10 protein-coding genes and 6 pseudogenes are annotated in these 17,981 nt (G+C 55.5%); 5 read left to right on the forward strand and 11 right to left on the reverse strand.

Annotation, left to right across the window (positions count from 1 at the left end):
- Positions 1-76: 76 nt before the first annotated feature.
- Entirely contained in the window at positions 77-1,657 is a 1,581-nt protein-coding gene (locus tag IEX84_RS12685) for an Nmad2 family putative nucleotide modification protein (protein ID WP_188872950.1), read from the reverse strand.
- A 126-nt stretch (positions 1,658-1,783) separates the two neighbouring features.
- Here IEX84_RS12685 and IEX84_RS12690 point away from each other — a divergent pair, with 126 nt between their 5' ends.
- Together IEX84_RS12690 and IEX84_RS12695 are read left to right on the forward strand one after the other, a co-directional pair.
- The gene (locus IEX84_RS12690; RefSeq protein ID WP_188872951.1) at positions 1,784-4,726 is read left to right on the forward strand and encodes a helicase-related protein; all 2,943 of its coding nucleotides are present in this window, start codon (positions 1,784-1,786) and stop codon (positions 4,724-4,726) included.
- A gap of 47 nt (positions 4,727-4,773) precedes the next feature.
- Positions 4,774-6,138 (forward strand): DNA cytosine methyltransferase, encoded by a 1,365-nt coding sequence (locus tag IEX84_RS12695; RefSeq protein WP_188872952.1) that lies wholly within the window; start codon positions 4,774-4,776, stop codon positions 6,136-6,138.
- Positions 6,139-6,225: 87 nt separating this feature from the next.
- Here IEX84_RS12695 and IEX84_RS12700 read toward each other — a convergent pair whose 3' ends face one another.
- The 3 genes from IEX84_RS12700 to IEX84_RS12710 all read right to left on the reverse strand — a co-directional run bounded on the left by IEX84_RS12700 (position 6,226) and on the right by IEX84_RS12710 (position 9,449).
- Complete coding sequence (locus tag IEX84_RS12700) at positions 6,226-6,489, reverse strand: hypothetical protein (protein ID WP_188872953.1); 264 nt, start codon at positions 6,487-6,489, stop codon at positions 6,226-6,228.
- Between the two features lie 264 nt (positions 6,490-6,753).
- Positions 6,754-8,142 (reverse strand): GmrSD restriction endonuclease domain-containing protein, encoded by a 1,389-nt coding sequence (locus IEX84_RS12705; protein WP_188872954.1) that lies wholly within the window; start codon positions 8,140-8,142, stop codon positions 6,754-6,756.
- A gap of 311 nt (positions 8,143-8,453) precedes the next feature.
- Positions 8,454-9,449 (reverse strand): hypothetical protein, encoded by a 996-nt coding sequence (locus tag IEX84_RS12710; RefSeq protein ID WP_188872955.1) that lies wholly within the window; start codon positions 9,447-9,449, stop codon positions 8,454-8,456.
- Positions 9,450-9,638: 189 nt separating this feature from the next.
- Here IEX84_RS12710 and IEX84_RS12715 point away from each other — a divergent pair.
- Positions 9,639-9,827: pseudogene (locus IEX84_RS12715) on the forward strand (restriction endonuclease); the annotation flags it as partial.
- A 36-nt stretch (positions 9,828-9,863) separates the two neighbouring features.
- Here IEX84_RS12715 and IEX84_RS12720 read toward each other — a convergent pair.
- Positions 9,864-10,814, reverse strand: a complete 951-nt coding sequence (locus IEX84_RS12720) for a helix-turn-helix domain-containing protein (RefSeq protein WP_188872956.1) — start codon at positions 10,812-10,814, stop codon at positions 9,864-9,866.
- 44 nt (positions 10,815-10,858) lie between these two features.
- Positions 10,859-11,152, reverse strand: a pseudogene (locus IEX84_RS12725) (hypothetical protein); the annotation flags it as partial.
- Positions 11,153-11,209: 57 nt separating this feature from the next.
- On the opposite strand from IEX84_RS12725, the gene IEX84_RS12730 reads away from it, so the two are divergent.
- Complete coding sequence (locus IEX84_RS12730) at positions 11,210-12,391, forward strand: ISH3 family transposase (RefSeq protein WP_188872957.1); 1,182 nt, start codon at positions 11,210-11,212, stop codon at positions 12,389-12,391.
- A gap of 341 nt (positions 12,392-12,732) precedes the next feature.
- On the opposite strand, the pseudogene IEX84_RS12735 reads toward IEX84_RS12730, so the two are convergent.
- The 4 genes and pseudogenes from IEX84_RS12735 to IEX84_RS14610 form a co-directional block, all read right to left on the reverse strand.
- A pseudogene (locus IEX84_RS12735) lies at positions 12,733-13,127 on the reverse strand (DUF7567 family protein).
- Between the two features lie 69 nt (positions 13,128-13,196).
- Positions 13,197-13,561: pseudogene (locus tag IEX84_RS12740) on the reverse strand (DUF7568 family protein).
- A gap of 3 nt (positions 13,562-13,564) precedes the next feature.
- Positions 13,565-14,056: a hypothetical protein gene (locus IEX84_RS12745; RefSeq protein WP_188872958.1), complete on the reverse strand. Its 492-nt coding sequence runs from the start codon at positions 14,054-14,056 to the stop codon at positions 13,565-13,567.
- 104 nt (positions 14,057-14,160) lie between these two features.
- Positions 14,161-14,412: pseudogene (locus tag IEX84_RS14610) on the reverse strand (hypothetical protein); the annotation flags it as partial.
- Between the two features lie 54 nt (positions 14,413-14,466).
- Here IEX84_RS14610 and IEX84_RS12750 point away from each other — a divergent pair.
- Positions 14,467-16,401, forward strand: coding sequence for a class I SAM-dependent DNA methyltransferase (locus tag IEX84_RS12750; RefSeq protein WP_188872959.1), 1,935 nt, complete (start codon positions 14,467-14,469; stop codon positions 16,399-16,401).
- A gap of 122 nt (positions 16,402-16,523) precedes the next feature.
- On the opposite strand, the pseudogene IEX84_RS14900 reads toward IEX84_RS12750, so the two are convergent.
- Positions 16,524-17,796, reverse strand: a pseudogene (locus IEX84_RS14900) (RNA-guided endonuclease InsQ/TnpB family protein).
- Positions 17,797-17,981: the final 185 nt, after the last annotated feature.

Here is a 17,981-nt window from a genome sequence, read left to right on the forward strand (position 1 = left end):
TCGCCGGTCGGGGGTTCTGAGGCTATGGAACCCCTCTCCCGGGGAGGCTGCCGATACTCCGTGGCCTACTGGCGGTTCAACATCCGGGCCCGGACGTTTCCTCCGGGTCCAGTGTGATCTCGCGTGACACAGGAGTACCGTGTCGACCTGGTCGGAAGTGATTCCGAAGCCAGTCGACAAACGGGGTAATGTCGTCGACACGCCCCGATGGCTCCCGTCGATGATTACGCCGACCATCGTGGTCACCGTATCCCGGTACGCTGAGCGACGCGATCTCCTTGGGGATCTCGGTACCGTCGTCGCCGAAGTAGTAGTAATCAGCCGACAGCAGCACTTTCTCGCGGTCCCCCTGCTTCTTGACGTCGGTCTGGTAGTTGTCTAGGCTGTGTCCCCCCTCTGCAAGCTGGAAGTACGCACCGCCGACGTGCGTGTAGCACAGGTCATCGTCGACGTATCCTCGCTCGTAACTCTCGGTCGGGGCGGCCCCGGAGTCATCCGGTAGCTGATCACCGCTGACGCGTTCGATCCTCTCAACCATCTCACGTGGGGCGTAGATATTGTCTCCGCGCGGGTTCTCATCTTCGTCCGGTCGACGGTGCTCGAACCGTTCGTCCACGAAGTACTCTTTCATCGACAGTGTCTGTTCGACTCGGAACGCGTGGACAATCTGCCGAGACGAGTCATGATCCGATCCGCCGACACCGACTACCCAGTCACCGACCTTCGTTGAACTCCGGATCATGGGTTTACAGGTGGCGAGTGAGAGCAGCCCGTTCTTGATATGTGGCGCAAACCCACTATCTGAATCAACTACATAGGACCGCAATTTCGGCCTCCCTGAGGCCGCTTCTTGGTCATCTGTACTCTCAAGATACACCTTCGGTGGACTATAACGTCTCCCTGCCTCTACCTCTACGTCGCTATCCAGCCAGTCACGAACTTCCCCCGGTGATCCTCGAATCTTCTTCGGGTTCGATCGCTTCAGATCTGTCGCGTTCAGGCCGAGTAGGTCCTCAGCGACACCAAGTGGCCGGTATTTCTGAAACCACGAACTATCTGTTCCCGTGGCCGTCGCACTGGAGAGGGACACAGCTCGATCCAGCAGTCGACTCTGATCAGGGTCACCAGAGACGATGACTGGATATCGGTCTCGATCTGGATCACTCGGATGGAGCGTTTCAGGACCGAGGCCTTCCCGTTTTACGTGGGCATTATTGGAGAACTTCTTGAGGAGTCCGCCACGATCGCTCGGCGATAGCCCTTCCAAGTCGTGGACTGCTTGGACAGTAAAATACCCGATAGCGTACATACGCGGGCGATCAAGACCGTCCGTCGGCTTGAGTCCGGCACAGAATACCAGCAAATCACCCGATTCCATCTTATTCAGTGAAGCACACTTGTTGTCGCCAACTTCACCGTAGGTGTATGTCTCGAACTCAGGGTCCATGTGAACAGGTCTGTTCGTACCAACCCCAACAAATTCCGGAGGAGACTCCCCAATGCGCGAATCGAGATCATGGTAGTTCCTTGGTTCAGAGGTGTCACAACTGTCCGGAATCGGAATGTAGTCGAACTCGCTCGAACGAGCTACTGGCCCGAGTCCCTTTCCTCCAGCATCGGTCGAGTCGAGTCCGACGCGAATCAGATAACTAGTCATGATACGAACTATCCAGCATTGATAATAATGGTTTGGCTTCGATAGTTCGGATTCTGTATCTGAAGATAACCAACCGACTATCACACACGAAGAGATTAACATCACTAATCACGTTTGCTTTCAGCAGTGTCTGATTGCGACTGTGGCTTCGAAATCGGTGACCGGGTCAGCTTCGCAGGTGGCGAAGGGGAGATCGTCAAAATCAACCATCGCGACTCCGGAGAGTGCCTACTCCACATTCTCACCGACGACGATACATCGAAAAAGCTCCCTGCTGCAGTCGCCGACCTGATCGACAGCAGCGACGCCCTGCTCGAGAAGGGGGAGTTCGACGATCCCGAGCGGTTCAACCTCCGTGCCCGCGCGGCCGAGCTCGACCTCGCTCACCGGCAGGACCGATTCGTCGCCCTTGAGAACAACCGGATCGACATCGCGCCCCACCAGGTAAAGGCCGCCCACGAAATTCTCACCTCCTACGACCACCGCTACCTCATCGGTGACGAGGTGGGCCTCGGAAAGACCATCGAGGCCGCTATCGTTATTGAGGAGCTCGCGGCGCGTGGGCAGGCCGACCGTGTGCTCATCGTCGCCCCAGCGCCGCTTACGACACAGTGGCAAGAGGAGCTCCGCGAGAAGTTCGACACGAACTACGTCATCTACGACCGCGACTACGTCCAGGCGAAGAAGGACGCCCACCCCTCTGAGAACGTCTGGTCACACGAGGACCGCATCATCACCTCCATCGACTTCGCCAAGCAGGAGGATATGCGCTCGGCGCTGAAGAACATCCAAGAGGACTGGGATATCGCACTCTTCGATGAGTCCCACCACCTCACCGCACGCCGCGAGGGAAAACGCGGCGTCGACAAGACCGACCGCTATCGCGTCGGGGAAGTCGTCTCTGAAACCTCGGACGGCCTGCTGTTCCTGACTGGAACTCCACACAACGGCAAACGCGACCAGTTCTACTTCATGATCTCGCTGCTTGACCAGTACCGCTTCCGCGACGAGCATGACGTGAACAAGGAGGGGCTCACGGATCTCATGATTCGCCGTCTCAAAGACGAGATGTATGAGGCAGACGGATCCCCGATGTTCCCCGAGAAGAACATTCAGACGCTTCCCGTCGAATTCACCGAGCAGGAACGCGAACTCTACGAGGATATCACAGAATACATCACTGAGCACTATAATCTCGCCAGCCGAGAGGAAAACGACGCTGCGGGCTTCGCGATGGTGCTGTATCAGAAGCGGCTTGTCTCTTCGATCTACGCGATTCAGCAGTCACTCCGAAACCGGATGGAGTCAATCAAGGCAGGCGGTGCTGACCTAGGTGACCTCTCACCGGTCACGAAGAGTCTTCTCGACGAGTACCGCGATGACCCAGAGATGTTGACCGAGGCACAGCGCGAGAAGGTTGAGGAGGAACTCGGCGCCGCTGCTGCCTCTACAGACCCTGCTAAGATCGACGAAGAGCTCTCGATGGTCAAAGACCTCTACAACCAGGCGAAAGCAATCCAAGTCGACTCGAAAGCAGAACGTCTGCGGGAATACGTCGACGGCATTCTCGCCGAGGACCCGGAGGAGAAAATCCTCATCTTCACCGAGTACACGGACACTCTCGAATATCTCAAGGGCCGGGTCTTCGACGACAGAGATATCGCTGAGATCTACGGTGACCTCTCGCAGTCCCAACGCCAACAACAGTTCGAGAAATTCGAGGGACCAGCGAACGTGATGCTTGCGACTGACGCCGCCAGAGAGGGGCTAAACCTGCAATTTGCCCACATCATGGTGAACTACGACCTGCCGTGGAACCCGACGCGGATCGACCAACGTATCGGGCGCCTCCACCGCTATGGCCAGGATGAGACCGTCGAGATCCGGAATCTGTTCTTCAAAGACACCAGAGAGAGCACGATTCTTGAGCGGCTACTGGAGAAGATTGACGAGATCGAGGAAACACTCGGCATGAGCTCTGACGTGCTAGGGCTGGTCCTCGACGATGTCGACCTTGAGGAGCAGATCATGTCCGCGCTTGCGAGCGGTGAGAGTCCCGACGACGTCGCCGATGACCTCGAACAGATAGTTGAGGACCAAGAGAAGGCTGTCCGCCGCGTTGACGACGAGCTTCTTATCCGCGATAAGTTCGACCTGAGCAAGGAAGATAAGGAGATCCTGGATATTGTCGAAGAGAGTGCTGAAGACACAGTTGGGGAAGCGGACGTGGCGTATCTCGTCGAGACCGTCTGCCGCGAGTTTGGTGGGGGGCTCGTCAACCGACGCCTAGGCCCTGCTGAAAATGGCGACGAGGTCTTCGATCTCGTCATGCCCGAGGAGCTGACTGGTGACGATGTCCAGAGCCGGTACGACGGTGCCACATTTGATCGAGAGAACGCTCTCGCAGACGAGGATCTCGAATTCATCACGCTGGATCACTCCGCTGTTCGGGCGATGATGGCGTACTGTCTAGACACGGACGCTGTTGGTGGCCAAACAGCAGTACTTACTACAGGGGAAGGCATGGACACGCCTGGACTGCTCTGCCATTACCGGATTGGCTATCTCTCTGGGACCGGCGACACTGTCACCGAGCGACTCGTCCAAGTGTACGTTACGCCGAACGGGCACACACGAACTGAGGATATTGACATTACTGGTGGCCTCCCCCCGGCATCTGTGGAGGAGTATCCTGTGGTTGACGCTGTCAGTGCTGAGGCCGAACGACTTGTCGAGACTGCAGAAGAGGTGGCGTGGGATCTCATCGATGACTTGGCTGAAGAAGCTCGCGCCGAGCGGGAACGGGAGGTCGGGATTCGGAGAGAGCACGCAAAGAACTACTTTGAGCACCGAATCGAGGATCTTGAAGAGCAAATCAGGACATTTGAGGAGCGTGACAGGGCGGGTGAGGACATGAGTGCGGTCCTCGCGAAGCACCGGAGTGAGCTTGCCACTCTCCGAGAGAAGAAAAACGCTGAATTAGCACGGCTTGACGGTGAGAAACAGGTTGTGCCGGATGAGCCGGAACTTGTGAATATGGCGGTCGTTATCGACGCCTTTGAGGACTGACTGCGTTTCCGAATCGCTTTCCACGTTCCGGGTGCAGTACTATTGCAATGGGTACTCAGCCATCTGCATTCGATCTCTTCTGTGGTGCTGGCGGGCTCACTGAGGGGCTCAAGCGAGCTGGCTATCACGTATGCTGGGCAATTGACCATGATGCCGCAGCTGTCGAAACCTACCAGGAGAACCACGGTGGCCACGCTATCGAGGCGGATATTCGAAAGACGGATCCTGCTGTCGATGGCCCAGATATTGAACCGGGTGAGCTTGACCTCCTTGCAGGTGGCCCCCCGTGCCCTTCTTTTTCCACGATTGGCCGGTCGAAGCTGGGCTCCCTTGAGGACCGCTCTGTAGACGATGACGATCGAAATGTGCTATATCTCGATTTCCTACGGTATGTGGATCACTTTCGGCCACGAGCGTTCGTGATGGAGAACGTCCCCGGGATGCTCTCAGATACTGCCACTGTCGAGTCTGGTACTATCCAAGAATCACTCCCGGTTGGGACAGAGCAAGAGACGGAACGACACCCGGTCGGCGAAGAAATCCCCATCCCCGAGATCATCCTCGATGAGATGGCCAGTCTCGGCTATACTGCGGACTACTTTCTTCTTGATGCAGCGCAGTTCGGGGTTCCACAGCACCGAGAGCGGCTTTTCTTCGTCGGGCGTCGAACTGGGGAGACACTTCCGGATTTCGAACGATGGCGAACACACCGCGAACCTCACCGTCGTGAAAGAGAGCAGCCGATGACGATCCGTCCTGAACTCAAGGATGGAGATACTGCTCAGGAGACGCTTGGCGAGGATCATCCGGGGTCACTGCCGTCATTCAAACCCGATCGGAAGCAACGGCAGCCATATCTGACGGTGGCAGATGCGATTATGGATCTCCCTCCAATTTCGCCGGAGGGAGAGATGCCGCCGAGCCAAGCGACTGAGTATACACTCCCACCAATCTCGCCGTATCAAGAATGGGTACGCAATATTCCCGACGGAGACTGCTGGGAAGACCAGCCGCTTCGAAACCACGAAGCACGATGGCACAACCATCTCGATCTCTCGATTTACAAGCTCCTCGGGCACGGTGTCGGGTGGAATATCGGCCAAGTGAGCACCGAGATTCAGCCGTATCGGGACGACATCTTCCCAGATAAGTACAAGAAGCAGAATCCGGCGCAGCCCGCATCAACGATCCTCGCCCACATTCAGAAGGACGGCCACATGTATATCCATCCAACTGAGGCGCGTTCGCTCTCGCCCCGGGAGGCTGCTCGCCTCCAGTCATTCAGGGATACATACTGGTTCCCTGAAAGTCGGACGAACGCCTATCGCCTGATTGGGAATGCCGTTCCGCCGCGGTTAGGAGAGGCCGTTGGGACCGCGATCAAAGAAGTAGTTCTTGGTAGCGACGATTAGTTAGATAAGGCTCTGTTGATACCCTCATCTATTGATAGCTTCGACGTGACCGATACACAGCGCTTATGCAGCAATTTCTTCGACCAATTATGCGAGATATACGTGGAGCTTGCTGCCAGAATCAGGATGATTTATTGAGTCGAGGAAATCGCTCGTATTACTCCTAATAGAGTCTTTTGTTTCCACCATTCCACCATGAATTCTATCTGTTTCTGAGGGGGTGTCTACCGTTCTAATCTCGTGCTGATGATCTTTGTTGGGGGTCTTGTAGACCTTTGCAACGTCTTTTCCTTGGCTTGTCCGAACTTCCGCAAGCAGTTTCGCCACATCACTTACATTGACATCTGCCACTGAAAACCTAGCGGTGGTGAGTGCACTTTCTATATTCAGCACGCCCCCAGAGTTATATCAGCGATTGAGAGTTTCAACAGAGCGTTAGATAACTTATCGGATTATATTGCCGTATTTTTCCGATTAAACTGGCCAACCAAGAGTCTCGAGAAGTATACAAGGCACGATATTTCAAATACGCCACCTTATATATTAAATCCAGAAGTGACGTGACTCATGGTCTTGTTTGCTCGGTTTTCGCGAATTTCAGTAGTGCCTGCTTCGCTATCGGCTCCGATTATGATGTGGGCAGAGAACCCGGGCATTTTCGAGAATAGTCTGTCCGCCTTGAGAATGCTCCTCGATGTGATCAGCGTCCCAATTGCTCCACGAGACTTTCGCCTCCTCCTCGGTTTTCCCCTCCTCTAAGCACATCTCACAGATACGGTCACTCTCGATGAAGAGCTTAATTCGCTGTGCTCGAGAGAATGCTCGTTGGCTGTCCGTCTCTTGAATATTCGGTTCCGCCTCCCAGAACGCGTTTTCGAGGATGTAATGCCGCTTATTGACCGCTCCCCGGTTCTGCTGCCGAGCCTCCTTGAACTGGAGCATCTCACTGTCGTCTGGGTCCTCGACTTCGAACCGCTTGAACCAGCTTTCAGTGAACTCCCGAACTTCATCGTAGTTGTTTCGCCCGAAGTTATAGTCTCCAAACTCTAACTCACGGATAAGCGAGTATAGGCTGAGGATGAAATACTCCTTGTTCAAGAACTCTATTTCGTCGTTTGAGTTTTTGAGATCGGTGTCGCGGTACAGTTCTGTGAGCAGATCTAGCATCTGCTGGACACGCTGGATCTCGTCGCGTTGTTTGAACTCTTCTAAGTCCTCGTGAACGCTAAGCCCCTCACGTGTACAGTCGAATAATTTAGTGACTTCTTTGCCGGTGACCTTTGTTGGGCCTTCATCAATCTCAATTAGGATGAAACGAGCGAGGAGTGAAAGCTGCTGGAGCCGGTCGTTATTCCGTGCAAGGAGGGTAAAGAACTCATGGCGATTCGGGTTGTTGTCGCGGCTCTCGTAATTTTTTCGGTCGAAACTGATATCGTCTGCCATCCGGACGATGAAGTTCCGAACAGGGCTGTAGGTCTTACTGTGGTTCTTCTCAATGTTAGTCAGGTGCTCCCCCTGCTGGAGTCGCCAGAAGACCTTGGTTGCTAATTCTTGGTGCTGTTTATCATCGGGGTCATCGATCCCTCTCAGTTTGATGACTTTAAGTGAACATTGGGAGTCGATATACTCCCGGACGTCCTCACTGAGTTCCGAGTATTGCTTCCCTGCGATCTCGTGATCCGGATTGAGTTCGCGGAGTTCTGGGCTATCTGGGAGTGCAAACTCATCCTCGAAGAACTCTTGAATCGCGGTGATTCGTTGTTGGCCGTCGACGACTTCGAGACGGAGGTCGTTACCGTTGAGGACGACTTGTCGGAGGACAACAGGTGGGACGTAGAGTTGGCGAACAAAGCTGTCGATTAGCTCCTTTTTCTTCCCAGTATCCCAGACGGTTTTTCGCTGGTAGGGTGGTCGCTTAACGAAGTACTCACCATCGTTGTGGAACTTGCTGATGTCCCAGTCTTCGTCGTTCGCATTAAGTGGGTCATTGACGTAGATAGCCATAGTATTCCAGTATAGACACTACCATCATAATAGTCCGGTTGTCACGACGTCGAATTGAGGTAGACTCACAGTCCACCAGACGGCGAAGGTCTGCAGGAGGATTCTCGCTGAGACGGTTCTCGATGAACCAACTAAGCCTCGACTAGTGTGACTATGCTCTTTGCCTGCCAGGCTGTCGACGTTCCGTGGAGCATGTCGAGCCTGGTGAGTAGGGTGAACAACCTTTGCCTCACTACAACTGGTTCCATATCCAACTCGTAGTAGAGAAACACTAGCGAAGGTGGCTAGACTATATTGTCCTCCCTTTGTTTTTAGAACCCAGAAAATAAAGAGTCGGATTCAGGTTGTGTATTCTCCCAATCCATCGTAGACTTCAACACAAGTGGCTTCCCTGATGAGCCACCGCCCGTGACAGATTTCGGGATGATTTTCGCAACCCCGTCCAATATTTCTGATCCGGTGTCTGAAGCTTTATTGGTCTGATCCTCAGCGAATTCGTACCCCTCGTAATCAGAAATATCAAAGGTTGGACGGTCGCTGGTGAGTGACTCAGCATCAGATTGGACCGCAGTAAATTGTGGTTCTTCTCTGAAACCGTTCACTTGGGTGGTAATCCACTTTGCTTTCTCGGTGGTGATAATATCGTCAAACAGGGCCTCACGGAGCTCCCAGTGGACTTCACTCATGAAGAACGCGACGAAGCGGTCACCTCCGTAGCGCCCAAGACGAAATAGGGTCCCACTACGGGCGAAGAAGAGCTTATGCGTTCCTTTCCACGCGAGCTTGAATGGCGCACCAACCCACATCAGACCCGCTTCAAGACAGAGACAGCCGATGCTTAGCACAAACTCGATGTATTTCATTCGCTGCCCCTTCGATAGGCCATCGACGAACTCAGTGGAACTCCTAACCGCAGTCGCGAACGCCTCCGCCTTCTTGAGAACATTGTTCACGCTCCCAATGAGCGGCGCGTAGTGCACTACGATGTCGGCGCGCTTTCCGACTGAATTTAGCAAGCTTTCATCGATCACCCCAGCCAGATCTCGCTCATGCAGTACTTCGACAAGCCGACTGAACGACCGGAGATCTGAACGCGCAGCTGAAGCCCCCTCTACGACTGCTGCGATATCCGCTGCCGAATACTGGTTAAGTGCGTCGGACGCGGATTGCTCCAATTCATGAATCTCCTTCGCGGCGTTCCATGCTTCTTTTTGCCGTCCTTTTGGCTTTTCCAGATAACCAACCGACGCAGGGACCTTACCTACATCAAACTGGTAGCTATCGCTGGCTCTCTGCTCTGCCGTCACTGCTGAAGAAGCAAGTAGCGGTGTCATTACTGCTCCACCGGCTCCCTTTATCAATGTCCGCCGCCGAATGGATTCAGATTGCAATAGAGATATGGATGATGTGTCGGAGTATATTCTTTATCCCTGATCGTCGAAGACTCTACCAAAGTAACGCTGCTTCCAGAGGGGTAGGTCTGCGCTATCTATGGAGTCACCGAGCGGTTCACGCTGAAGACGAAGTACTTCTACGACGAGGAGAATCTCGAAGCGTTCCGCGAGGAGTACGCCGCGATGCCGCTTCACGAGAAGGCGATGGAGAACAAGTGGCTGGCCGGGGGAAGCGTTGTCGCGACGCTGCTGCTCGTCGTCGGACTACTCGTGATCGGCGGCATCATCTAACCCGTCGCAATTTTCCGCCAGACTGCGGGGTTGGTGTTACGAGACACCGTACTGCTCTTTGAGCGCCATATATTCGTCCTTCTTTGGGAGGATGACTGGCAGATCATCTGTTCTGTCGAAGTCGCCCTGAAGTGGCCGATACAACGCTTTCACAGTGGGTTCCAAGTCGTACCACTGTGCGGTCTCGACGAGTGTCTCCTGATCGATATCCCCCGCCTCGATCAGCAGCATCGAATAGCTGACCCGCCGAGATCCGCTATCCAGAAGGAGTGTATGGCACACGACTTCAGCAGCCGTTAGCTCCTCACCTGGAGCATACCAGAACGGAGGCTCGCCGGCGAGGAAAAACTGTAGACCATACGCTGCAAACCGACCCAGTCCAGTCATCTCCCAGTCCGGAGCTGCTTTGAGTGCGTCCGTATCCTCAGTGGTCTGTACGCGGACGAGGGATCGGTTCGGATCGCACCACGCGATCGTGGCGCTGGGGGCGATTTCCCGGGCTCGTGCTCGATGTTCGTGTTCTACGGCGGCCTGAGCGAACGCCAACAGGGGCGAGACTTCGTCACGGAGGGCGTACTTCGAATCGGATTGGGAGAGTAGTGCTCGGTGCTTGAGCGGCGATAACGCGCTATGGACACCTTGTCGAGTGATTCCGAGCCGGTCTGCGATATCAGCAATGTGTCGTGGTCTATCGAGATACCAACACACGCGGAGTGTGGCTGGGGAGAGCAGTTCCGTCCAGTCCACGTGGCTGAACTCCGACTGCAGCGTTCGATACGCTTCGGTAACTCGATGTTCCGCGATGCGGACACGACGCTGATTGCTGGACCCACGGGTTTCTGTGAGCAATCCCCCTGCGAGCAATTCGTCGAGTACGTCGTACAGATGGTCACGTGAATATCCGGTTTCGGCCGCGAGTTCCGCCGGTGTTGCTTCACGGCCGGTACTCAGCGCGTCAAGCACCGCGAGTCCGGCCTTCGAAATCATCTGGGTCTTTCTAAACCCTAAGTATATAAATACGATTTGGGATTTTACTTGACGACTGCTTCGTCCCGGACCAGTTCTGCGAGCGCGTCCTCGAGCGACCCGTGGAACTGCCAACTCGCCTGCTCGAAGGCCTCGTCGGTCGGGCCGTCCCAGCGAGGGAACGCGGAGTGACCGCTCACTTTGACTGTCCACTCGGTCGGCTCGTCGAACGGGTTCTCCGTCGGGAGTTCCACGACGGAGAGGTACTCCTCGTCGCCGTGGATGCCATCGGCCGGATTCTCGATGCCGTGTCCGAGCAGGAACAGCGGCTGGTCGAGGTGCTCCATATTCGGTAGTTCCCATCAAGTCAGGGGATAGTCACAACTGATGAGGTTAGATTCTCGGGAAGCGTCTGGATGGGTGTTGTGAAATCGCTATACCATCCAGACACTGTTCTTACGGCCTCTGACCTTGAAACCTTAGCGGAGGATCTCCTCTCAGAGATACCGATCCCCGGAGTCGAAGGCTGCGGCTTCGACTCCGGGATCATCCGTCGAACACTCCTGCAAGCCGCTGTCGATCAGAAATCCATCAAGGCTGTCACCGACACCACTCGTGGAACCTACTCCGACGATTACACCCTCAAACAACTGCACACCGTTCCAGCAGACGACCTCGAACCCGCTGTCAACGACATCTTCGCTCAACAGGCGGCGATGATCCTCGGCCCCGGCCCGAGGATCATCTGCCTCGACTTCGTCGATATCCACTACCACGGTTGTCCACACGCTGACGCTAGCGAACTCTGTCACACGAAACCCCGCGATGGCACCAGCAAGTGCCATCGCTACCTCGCTGGATTCGTCCTCTGCCGGGCGAAACCACTTGTCGTTGCAGTCACTCCCGTCCGTGGTGATGAATCGAAAAGCGACGCGGTCGAGCGACTGCTCGACCACGTCGCGGCCCTCCCGTTCACCGTGGCTGGACTTCTCGCCTACCGCGGCTTCTACAACGGCGCATCAATCGAGCGACTGGATGCCCTGGCACCAGTCGCTCTTCCGATCGTCCGCCGTGGGAAGCAGATGGCCGAGAAACTGGACACGACCGTCTCTTACTGGACAGAGTACGTGATGTACAAGGGAAGCGAGCGGGAACTGCGCTTCCCGCTCGCGGTCTGTGTCTCCTACCAACAAGGCAACCGAGGGAAACACGGGTTGCTCGTGCGGGCCTACGTGGCGTGCGATCTGACTGATCGCACGCCGAAGGAAGTCGAAGCTCTCTACCAGAAACGCTCAGCCATCGAGACAGCCTTCCGGACGATGCGTGAAGCGCGTGCGCGGACAAGTACAACCGATCCAGCCGTTCGGTTGTTGTTCATCCTCGTGAGCTTCCTGCTACGGAACCTCTGGGTGATTGTCCGATGGGGCGTGCTCGCCACGCCGCGACGCGGCGGGCGAGCACTACCCGTCTGGTTCCGCTTCGAGGTGTTCCGGGAGTGGGTTGATCACGCTCTTGACGACACCTTGAGCCGGAAGTGGGAAGCACCAACCAACGGTGTCGGAATCCCGGCGATCTACAGCGCGCTGGACGCGGGCTGAAGCTGCCCGCGTCCAGCGGCAGCCCTGTACATGAGCGACAGCTTCGCCTCTTGTCTGGGCTGACGGCGCTCTCACTGGCGTGAGACCGCCGTCTTTGTTCGACTCGATGAATCGGTCGCTCTGATCTCGTTCATATCCGTCCAAAAATCGAGTCAGCAATCAGGAACGATGGGAACTACCGATATTGCCCGGCGTCGCCATCCGTTTCATCAGGCTGTTCGACTCGTTGGACGAATCGGAGTTGACTCCGTGTCGACATCGGTACTCGCCGGCGCGTGTGCGCCGGCACCCATCGCCGGCGCAGGAACAACACCACACAGTCGTAGCGGGATTGCTATCCACTACGCGAGATGTGACACCTCGTCTGGTTCCACCATGTCGTCGAATTCACCACGCTCAACTGGCTCCCAGTCCTCACCCGGCTCTGGACTCCACCAGTCGACCTTGTAGGCGCCCGGTGCGCCGAGGATCTTCACGCGCGCAGACCCATAGGCAGGTCGCGACGTAGCTTCTCGTCGACGTGGAGGTTCCAGGTTGTGGTTGTATCGAAGCAGGCGAGCACGGCCTCCTCGTAGCCGCGTCTCTCTCGGGATTCTTGGATTTCGACCTGGGTGTTACAGTTCTTGCAGAACACCCCCTCGAAGGGGATGTGAGTGAAAACCTCCTGCCCGCAGACGGGACACCAGAGGAACTCGAACAGCGCCTCACTGTGTCGGTCAAGTATTTCGAGGGTCATTGGTTGACTCACCCGGTCGTACCGGGCCACCACCTCGTGCCCGGCCGAAAAACAGCGCCCACCGCTCACTCACCTTTCGGCGCCGTAGACGATGCGAGAGGGGGCTTCGTACCCACAGTCGGGGCAGTCGTACCACCGCTGGACTTTCGCCCCGCTGACGCCTTCTCGCCGACGCGAACGTCGTCGTTCGGACACTCCGGGCAGCTGAGGTCCGGTGCGGGCCGCTCCCGGAGTTCGTCACGGAATGACGTCGCGTCCTTCGTCTTGTATCCCCGCGACCAGATCGGGTAGCCGTCAACGAGGATTGCCCCGCGCCACTTATACCGGTAGGAGTCCGGCGCTCGATGCAGGACGGCACGCGCACCGGTCTCGGTGTTCCGATACGCAAGCGTCGGCGAGCGGCTCTCGCGTCGCCAGTTGGTGATGTGGGGCATTATTCAGAAGTGGACGTCAGCGGGTACGATCCAGAGCTCTTCACTCTCCTCGAGGAGTCGGTCCAACTGTCCACGGTGGCGAATGCCGGTTCCGTGTTCGGTGTACAGGAAGATCGTCGGGCCGTCGTACGCACCGACCTGGTGGAAGGCGTGGCGGGCGAGGTCCTCGTCGCGCATGATCTCTTCGTCGGAGAGCTCGTCGATGGCCTCTTTCACCCGATCGAGATTCCGCTCGAATTCCTCCTTCGTCGCCTCCCAGCCACGCTCGAGGAGATCCTGGCCGTCACCAGAATCGACGGGGGCTGCAGTCGACAACTCCCCCCATCGTGCCTTCCCCGCAACGGACGTGTCCTCTTCATCGAACGTGACGTAGTAGTCGAAGACCGCGCCGGCGTGTGGGTCCGCGCCAACCAGGCGGTCGAACACCGTCTTTCCGGTGGCCAGGGCGTCGTCGTGCGTCGATGCCTCTACGAGTGCGTATATCACCATATGCATCTTGAACACCTCGAAACGCCGACGAACCGGGTTTCGTTGCTCGCTCCAAGTGCGCCGGCACCCATCGCCGGCGCTCGAAAAACTCTCCTCGTGACGGCGGATTCTCAGGATTCGTCCGCTCGTTCGACAGTGATGGTCAGGTCGCCCGACGCGTAGTCTGCCTCGAAGTCGACCGCGAATGCGTCCGACTCGTAGGCGGCGTGGTAGGCGCGGTGGCGTTCGAGCGAGCCAGTCGCCTTGAAGTGGAAGAATGCGGCCGCCGTGTAGGGCTTGCTCTGTGTCTCGACCTGCGACTCGACGGATGCGGGGAGCGCGATTTGGGGCGTCTCCGTGTCGATACTCGCAGCGAACTGCCGGATCGAGTTTAATAATCCTCAACTATATTGTTGTCAAGTGAATAGCCAGAACTGATGAGCGAGGTCAGCCGTCAGTTGGGCGAGAAGCTACTTTCGTCCATAGACATTATCCAGGGGACAGTCTCGCCGGTGAAGTATAAGGAATATCTCATTCCACTCATATACTACAAACGGGCTTCTGATGAATCAGCTCGAATAGACGACAACCCAAACGAAGATAAATCGGAAACAAAGGCGTCAAAACTGGTTCCGTATGTCGAACAGCAATACCGTTGGAGCGTGGTTTGTAAGCCATCTAGCGACCTAAGTCAGCGCCTGAGTGAAGCTCTCACAGAGATTCCAGTGCATGATGTGGTAGAGCCGGTAACTGCCAACATAGATTTCGAGATCTTACAAGAGGACGATGTTCTGCAGCAGTTGGTCGAGCACCTCGATGAGATTCGGCTCGACTTTGGGTATGCAGCACCGGAAGAGTTCGGCCCGATATTCGATAATTTTCTGACACATATGTACCAAATCGAAGGGAGGGGTGGAGGAGGTTTCATCACTCCGAGAAGAATCGTTCAGCTGTCAGTTCAGCTAGCCGGAAACATAGCTGAAAGTACCTCTGTACACGATCCAACAGTTGGATCTGGTGGATTTCTCGTTCAAGCAGCAGAGCAACTTGGGGATGGTACGGGACTGCACCACCTCGAGAAACAAGTCACTGGTCAGGACATCAATCAAATTGTTGCTGGAATCGCTCGTATCAATCTAGAAATGCACGGCGTGGATGGCGATATCGCCGTTGGAGATTCTCTATCTGCCCCTCAATTCACCACTGATGGTGAACTTAAGCGATTTGACGTAGTGCTATCTGACTTTCCCATATCTTCCGACTGGCAGAAGTCGGAACTGGAAGATAACCCGTACAATCGGTTCCCAGGAATGAAACTGCCACGTGAGGACCGGGCAGACTATGCGTTTATTTTCCACGCCCTTACGTGTCTGAAAACCCCCCAACAGGACGAGAGGGGAGGGGAGGCAGCGCTGATTGTCCCTGAAGGGATATTCTTCAGACAAACCGAGAAGAGATACCGAAAACACCTCGTCGAGAACGATTATATTGAACAGATAGTTCACCTTCCTGAAGATTTACAGCAGCACCATTCTCTTGAGACGGCTATCCTCAAGCTGAACACGGACAAGCCTGCCGAACGGGAAGGTGAGATACGTTTCGTGGACGCACGGGGAGAGGATTTCTACGAGAACAAGAAGGACACAACGAGACTCACGCTACGCGGAGTTAAAGAGGCAATCGCAGCTGCGAACGATTGGGACAGCAACAGCGAAATCGCACGTACTGTCCCCCGCGATCGAATCAGAGCCACGGACTTCTCACTGAATATTGCAGAGTACCTACCAGCGTCCGATGATCCGGCAAGGTACCGCTTCATACAGCGAACTAGAAGCCAGTCAAATGGAGAAAGAAAAAGCGGGGATATCGAATCTGAAGACCCCTCGTTCGCTCAGCGTCTTTCAGACTTAATCACCGCGAGCGATAACGCGGTGTACGTATTAGGGAAATACGGCGGCGCTACCGAAGCTGAACTTCTTGATGTACGTAACGAACTCAGGGACAAAGGATACGAGGCGTTCATCGACCGAGATTTGGAAGACTTCCCTACTCAAGACCTTTCTGGAAGTGTAACAACGACTATGCGGCTGGCGAAGTTCTGCGTAATGGTCGACCGAGAGGCATCTGGCCATCTGAACGAGTACCAGTTAGCTCAATTGAACCGGACTGTTCTCGCCCGACTCACCCCCGAAGACGGTGGATCTAGTCGGATGATTGGTACCGCGGAGATGATAGATGTCAATTATATCGAGGAGTTCGAATTCGAAATCCGACCACAGGAGCGGCTTTCCGAGGCAGTCGACTGGGCGGAGGAAATTGTCTCCAAGCGACGGCAAAAATATACTGAGATGTACGATTGGCGAGAGCGCTGACCATTATAATATAGCATTAATACATATCTCATAGCCCAAACTGGGGACCCGAGGGTTACGTCGAAATCCAACTCGCAGTCATCAACTACCTCACCCTACTTCGCTCGGTCTGACGACCTCGCTCATTGAGGGTGGGGTTTGTCGGTGGATTTCGATTCTGCCGCTGCAGGGCCGGTGTCGTGAAACTCACCGTTTAGGTTCAATATCCCTGACGTTAGAGCCAGTTGATAGGTGGCTCCTCCACTCGAAGACTTCTGCCCCGGGTGGAGACGCTTGGCGAGTTTGCGAGCGATGTTTTTGCTCGCATTATAGTCGGCGTTGAGTTCGTACCCGCACTTCTGGCACTCAAACTGGTGTTTCGACGATCTATTTTCGTCTAATGTACAGCCACACTTCGAACACCGCTGGCTTGTGTAGGCAGGACTCACCTGTTCGACAGCCACACCCTCGGCTTCGTCCTTGTACTCTACATACTCGTAGAGCTGGCGGAACGCCCATGCGTGGAACCGCTTGGCGTGGACCATCCGGTCGCGAATACCTGTTAAATTCTCGAACGCGACGTGAGTCGCGTCCACCCGACGGGCTTCGCGGATAATCTCATTTGCCACGGTGTGGAGTACGTCTTGTATCCAGCGGTGTTCGCGATCGTTCATCTGCTGGATAGTTAGATGAGCTGACCGTGTGCCTGTCTCTTGGAGGTTGCCACGGGTCTTCTCGAACTCGCGCCGACGATGATTGAGCTGATCCGCTGACTCGATGAATGCGCCCGTACTGGTGACAGCGAAGGAGCCATCAACGTTCAAATCCACGCCGAGAACCGTCGGGTTCTCGTTGTGCGTGTCCGAATTCGAACGCGTGTCTTCCCCGTCTTCAGTGGGCACGTTTCATGCGGGCGTGGAGGTAGAACTCGTCCTCGAAGCGGTCGTACTGAAGCGTGGACATTCGGAACTCGAAGTCTTCGTTCAGCAAGTAGTCCCCAATCGGTGTCCCGTCTGTTTCATCGGGTAGCACGCAGTCGCATTCGACCCGTCCGTTTACGGTTGAGAGGGAGACGTGGTCACCATGGAAGGTGGCACTCCGCTTGTCGTAGACAACACTCCATGCGTCGAAGTGTGGTTGGCTGGTCCGGTCGCCTCTCTTCCACGCTTCGACTCCGCTTTTGACTGCCTCGATAGCACGGCGAATCCCTTTCTGGACGAGGTTAGCCGTGAGGTCGGTTTCTTCGCGGAGACGATCGTAGAGGGCCTCTTCGGCTTTAGCCTTGCTAGTGATGCAGTGTTCAGTTGCTGAGGTGCGCCACGCCCACTCGCTGGTTTGGTTGGCGCAGTAACGGACTTGATCGGCAGTCTGATGGAGGTCTTCCCGTCGTGGGTTAGGTACGTCAAGTTTGACCATTCGTCTTTAGCTAAGACCAGTGGTAATATCTCGTGTAAATATTATGTATGGAAGAAATACTAGGGCGAATATAGCGACTGAACCGCTGTTACTACTGATAGTAGACGATACAGATTCTTTAGAGTCCCTATTTTCGGCCCATAGCGGTCGTGTTCTAACAAAATCTACCTCCAGATCTATGCTAT

The sequence above is a fragment of the Halarchaeum rubridurum genome (genome assembly GCF_014647115.1).
GTDB lineage: Archaea > Halobacteriota > Halobacteria > Halobacteriales > Halobacteriaceae > Halarchaeum > Halarchaeum rubridurum.